Annotated in this window: 6 protein-coding genes; 2 read left to right on the top strand and 4 right to left on the bottom strand. The window is 53.9% G+C overall.

The window, feature by feature from the left end:
* Positions 1–132: 132 nt before the first annotated feature.
* Complete coding sequence (locus FY112_RS36550; RefSeq protein ID WP_168289718.1) at positions 133–306, bottom strand: hypothetical protein; 174 nt, start codon at positions 304–306, stop codon at positions 133–135.
* A 371-nt stretch (positions 307–677) separates the two neighbouring features.
* Between FY112_RS36550 and FY112_RS01425 the strand changes: the two genes are divergently transcribed.
* On the top strand, positions 678–1,433 hold the full coding sequence (locus FY112_RS01425; RefSeq protein WP_151517460.1) for a hypothetical protein: 756 nt from the start codon (positions 678–680) through the stop codon (positions 1,431–1,433).
* A gap of 522 nt (positions 1,434–1,955) precedes the next feature.
* Here FY112_RS01425 and FY112_RS01415 read toward each other — a convergent pair.
* Genes FY112_RS01415 through FY112_RS01405 form a run of 3 tightly spaced genes read right to left on the bottom strand, consistent with a single transcriptional unit; the run spans position 1,956 to position 3,104 of the window.
* Positions 1,956–2,528 carry a hypothetical protein gene (locus FY112_RS01415; RefSeq protein ID WP_151517458.1) on the bottom strand — a complete coding sequence of 191 codons (573 nt, stop codon included), beginning with the start codon at positions 2,526–2,528 and terminating at the stop codon, positions 1,956–1,958.
* Positions 2,521–2,775 carry a hypothetical protein gene (locus tag FY112_RS01410; protein ID WP_151517457.1) on the bottom strand — a complete coding sequence of 85 codons (255 nt, stop codon included), beginning with the start codon at positions 2,773–2,775 and terminating at the stop codon, positions 2,521–2,523. Before FY112_RS01410 ends, FY112_RS01415 begins: the two co-directional genes overlap by 8 nt.
* Positions 2,775–3,104: a hypothetical protein gene (locus tag FY112_RS01405; protein ID WP_151517456.1), complete on the bottom strand. Its 330-nt coding sequence runs from the start codon at positions 3,102–3,104 to the stop codon at positions 2,775–2,777. The genes FY112_RS01410 and FY112_RS01405 overlap by 1 nt, the downstream gene beginning before the upstream one ends.
* A 323-nt stretch (positions 3,105–3,427) precedes the next feature.
* Here FY112_RS01405 and FY112_RS01400 point away from each other — a divergent pair.
* Positions 3,428–4,583: hypothetical protein (locus FY112_RS01400; RefSeq protein WP_151517455.1), on the top strand; the 1,156-nt coding region annotated here is incomplete at its 3' end.

The raw sequence follows: 4,583 nt of genomic DNA, 5'->3' as shown, positions 1-4,583 counted from the left end.
GAAAGGGCTCGGCGAGGCGATGGTCGAGGACGTCGATCGCGAACATGTCGATTGCTCATCGGGGGCCCGCCCGATCGACTTCAACAAGGGAGCCGCATAATGGGTGAAGACAGCTGGGAGAATAGAGGCCCCCTATTTGGGGCCTTCTTCATTTCGCGCCTTATACTCGATATGCAACAGGTTCGAAATCCGCACCAGAAAGAATGCGGGATTGCGGATGTACAGGAAGGTCGGGAGGATGAAGATAATTGCGATAACAATCACCCCCAATATCCACCCGAAGCTCCCTTGGAACGAAGGTTCCATGGTTACTCCTCTCGGACTCCATCATCGAGTCCAGGTTTCAATTAGAAGTGTTTATCGCTCCGAGATTCCAACTACTTGACCCTACCGGTGGTCAGAATGTCGAATTCCGTCGTTAAAGCGGCATACACCGAAATAGAGATAAGCATCGCCTCGGCACCGGTAGTGTAATGGGCGAATTGGCCTATCTAGATAGTACTCCCTTGTCGGGCTATCCGGCCTCAATTTCGGGCTTTAACTGATTCGAGTCAAGCTCTCGTCAGAGAATTCTTGGCTCGGGGTGAGCCTCAATCGCTCTCGTGGGCACTAGGCAAGGGGTGCCTTTACAGTGACTCGTCGGGCGCATACCCTCTTGTGCGGAGAGGTTGAAAGCCATGGCGCAGCCCGACGAGATTCCTGCCGACCTTGCGTTGGAGATTGGAGGAAATCTGGACCCGAAACGGTTCATCGATGTCGCGCGCCATTTTTTCGGCTATGTAGAAGAAGTCACCCGCGACACGATCGCAAAAGAAGCGCCCGCTTGGGAGGTAATAGCTCGGCAAGGCAGCACCATCCTGGCGATGCGTCCGATCGAAGACTACGATGTCCACACGCTGAGTGACTTGTACACGCGCTTCAACGCCGCCTCCGCGTCTCTAATCAGGGGCGAAGTGGAAGACAGTAATCTGAGCGAAAAAGCACTTAGCCACATTCAAATGCTGGCGGAACTTCGAGATCGAAGGGGCAATAAGATTCCGGTTCGGTTCTGGGTTCGCAAGACTCCGACCGTGATCGGGCCAGATATCGGAGAGTTCATCCGAGAAAGCAGGGGGCGGGAGTACAACGATTTTGGTTCCCTCGACGGCAGATTGCAGACGATTCAAGATGCTGTCGGAGGACTCGAGTTCCGTATCCGGGATATTCTTTATCGCAACCCCGTGAGATGCATTGTCAGCGAGGACATGTTGCAATCCGTTATGGATAACTTTCGCAAGCGCGTCGAAGTATCCGGCGAAATACGCTATAATCAGCAGGGGATTCCCTTGGCTATAAGAGTTCAGACCATTGAGCCAATGCCGTCGGATGACGAGCTGCCAACAGCAGAGGATGTGAGGGGAATTTTCGGGCCAGCTGCGGGGGATTCGTGGTAGCGAAACACTATTGGGATAGTGTCTGTTTCCTCGCATGGCTTCAGAACGAGGCCGGGCGTATCGACGCTTGCCGGGATACCCTAGACCGCGCATCCGCCGGTGAAATAGTCATAGTTACGTCTGCACTGACGGTGGCCGAGGTTCTCTGGACGAAGGCGGGGCCGCGTTTGACCGAGGAAAAAGCTGGTCTATTGAATGGCTTCTTCCGGCGCTCCTACATCAAAGTCGTGAACCTTGACCGAGCGGTAGCGCAAAAGGCCCAGAAGCACGTTTGGAATGACGGGATAAGGCCGAAGGACTCCATCCACCTCGCAACGGCTCTTCATCTGCAGTGTGACGTGCTTGAAACATACGATGACGGCCTGCTAACTAAGAACGGGCAATTCGACGCTCTTACGATCGGGCGGCCCCAATGCAAGGCGCAAGGAAGTCTGGACTTGCGAAGTTGATAATACGTCACAACGGTTATCCGCCGATTCTTCCTGTCTGTGGAGCGTCATCTCGGGCGATGAGACGCCGGCCTCAACTCGACTTTTTCTCGTCGAGCACGATGAACTCGCCAAGCTTGTCGTAGACTTGGCCCTTGGTGAAGCGCTTGCCCTTCACAGGAGGCGGGACCAACTCGTCGAAATAGGCCCGCAAGTCATCGGGCAGCGGAGGTGGCAGGCTTCGGCCAGATATTGAGCAACCTGTCAACATCAAGGAGAGCATCGCGTTGCAGGCGGCGGCGATGTTGCCGCTTCTCAGATACTTCGCGGCGGTCGAGCCATAGAAGGCTCCGTTCCCCACGTTGTAGGAGAAGCTGTCGAACGCTCCGCGAGTCTCGACGGGGAGGGTGCTCCAGTTCTTGACGCATGCCTCGTTACCTTGGTCGTAATGGGCCATGCGCTTAACCAGCAGGTCATGACACTCCTGCTTGGGAAAACGTCCGGCCCTGCATTGATTTCGCATTTTCGGTCTCGCCGTAGCAGTAGGTGAGGACGCCAACCGCATCGCGGTAGACGTAGCCGATGTAGCCCTCCTGGGCTCCGCTATGGACACGCCGAGTGCAATAGCAGCGCTGGCGATCGTGCCGACGATCGTCTTCTTAGCCATTCTGGGCTCCTGAGATTTTCTTTTGGGGAATGAGGCGTCCGTAGACGGCGCCGAGCGCGACCAAGCCGTCCAGGATGGAGAAGCCCAGGCGGACAGCCGGTGGCAGTTCCGAGCCGGCAATCATGGAAAGCAGCGTGTCACAGATCGGCTCGAGCACGACGAGGAAGAGGAAAAAGTAGACGCACCACATTGACCAGGCGTGTCGCAGGATTGTTTTCCAGGCCGGATCCAGGTGCGGGAGCTTCATCAGAGCCCCACGAATTTCTTGAGCAGGAGTGGAGCAACGGCCGAGATGACCGCTGTGGACACGGAGCAGAGCGTCACCAGGCGCACGACCTTCTCGTTGAGCGCCGTGTACTTCTTCTCGAGGTCGGCATGCTGAGTTTTCAGCTCACCGATCGACTCGCGGAAGCCGTCCTTGACTTCCTTGACCTGGGTGACGACGAAGCTATTACGCTCCTCGAGCACGACCAGGCGCTCCATGAAATCAGCCAGTGCGACGACGCGGTCGGACATCAGGCGGACAGCAGTTTCCAGGCTGTCGAGCCGGGTGTGGATTGCGTCGTTGAGGGCCATACGGGAACTCTTTTGGGTTCCCGTAAATATGGGTAGAGAGGCGGACTTATTCTTCTTTAGGTTGAATCAGAATGGTTCAAATTGCCGCTCCAGATCTAATTCGATGTAGCTATGTTCCCGATAGGCGCGTTTGGGAGTACAACTTTCCGTTGGCATTTTGAGGAAAGATAATCTTCGAATGACGCTCAGACGATGGAGGCGTGAAAATGCCTGCGGTCGTGGCGCCAAAATCTGCGGCATAGTTCTATTATGGAACTAAGTGATTGATATACCTAAAGCGACCGCTATTTGTGCCGCGCATTGCCTCATGAGGATCGACGTCGATGAAAGCATTTCATTTCGCATTGATCTCCTTAGCTGCTGTTGTTCTTTCTTTCTCCCAGGTGACTGCCCAGGAAAGGGACCCGCGCGAGATATGTGGAGATATAATTGGAAAGGCCCTTCGAACAATCGAGAAACGCGATGACAATTCCGAGAGGGCGGAGCGCTATTACATATGTAGCTTGAGTAATAGTGCAGTTCGCACCCATACAAAGACTATGGAATCTGAAGCAGGCGGGGGCGGCGGCAGCTTCGACATCCCTGGCCTTTTCTCCATTGATGGAAAGGGTGAAGGTTCAACTTCTGCAGGTCTGACTGATGATAGAATAAACAAATGGAAGGCGCAGAAGTGTGAGGAAACCAGCAAAGCAGTCAACCAAAGTTCAGCAGTGTATGCGCTTAGGGAACAGCTCACGCCAGAACAAGTTAAAGCCTGGGAAGCCTGCATCTTGGCGTCAACGCCGACAATCGTTAATGATCTCAAATGCTTCGCTGATCCATCACGCAACGAGATCGCGTTTCGAGCTAATTGGCGAAGCAATGTTGGCTTGAATCCGCCTATCGATTCAATCTTCATTTCTCGGAACGGGAAACGAGAGGATATCAAGACTAGCAACGGCGAATTACGCGCCGGAAACAACCTGTTTGTTGTGCCCCGCATCGGGGTTGGGGATCACCTGTTTGCTTTAACCGCCCACAGCGCCGGGTCCACGTTCGACTGCACAGTTTTGGTTCCCGGTAAAATCGAACCTGAGCTATCTGACAAGAATTTCGCACCAATTGTTGGAAACTGGTGCGGAAATGAATCTAATAGCAGTTTTGTAGGGGGCGTAAGAGAATTTGCTGTCCACGATGGAGGCGATCGGGTCATCTTTAAGTTTCGACCGATTTCGAGATACTATCCGCCAGTACTGCCTGGGACTCCTGCATATGTCCCTTACGAACAGAAAGAACGCGGCTCTACCGTGGAGGCGTCTTTCCCTTTCACGACCGTGAGACCTGGCCTTATAGGCACTATCGAACCGATAGAGTTGTTTGAAAATAATCACCGATTCAACGATGAGACCAAGCAATGGCAGATTATTCCGTCTAACGGGAAGTACATCCGCTTTGTGCAGCTAATACGAAAGCAAGGGACGGAACTTTGGTGGTTTCGTA

Source organism: Rhizobium sp. PEPV16, from assembly GCF_008919455.1.
Taxonomy (GTDB): Bacteria; Pseudomonadota; Alphaproteobacteria; order Rhizobiales; family Rhizobiaceae; genus Rhizobium; species Rhizobium leguminosarum_Q.
This window is presented reverse-complemented; position numbering and strand designations above follow the sequence as displayed.

What these genes read in the sequence shown, in the direction of transcription:
- FY112_RS36550 (WP_168289718.1), bottom strand. Translation starts at nt 306, where the DNA reads ATGGAACCTTCGTTCCAAGGGAGCTTCGGGTGGATATTGGGGGTGATT.
- FY112_RS01425 (WP_151517460.1), top strand. Translation starts at nt 678, where the DNA reads ATGGCGCAGCCCGACGAGATTCCTGCCGACCTTGCGTTGGAGATTGGA.
- FY112_RS01415 (WP_151517458.1), bottom strand. Translation starts at nt 2,528, where the DNA reads ATGGCTAAGAAGACGATCGTCGGCACGATCGCCAGCGCTGCTATTGCA.
- FY112_RS01410 (WP_151517457.1), bottom strand. Translation starts at nt 2,775, where the DNA reads ATGAAGCTCCCGCACCTGGATCCGGCCTGGAAAACAATCCTGCGACAC.
- FY112_RS01405 (WP_151517456.1), bottom strand. Translation starts at nt 3,104, where the DNA reads ATGGCCCTCAACGACGCAATCCACACCCGGCTCGACAGCCTGGAAACT.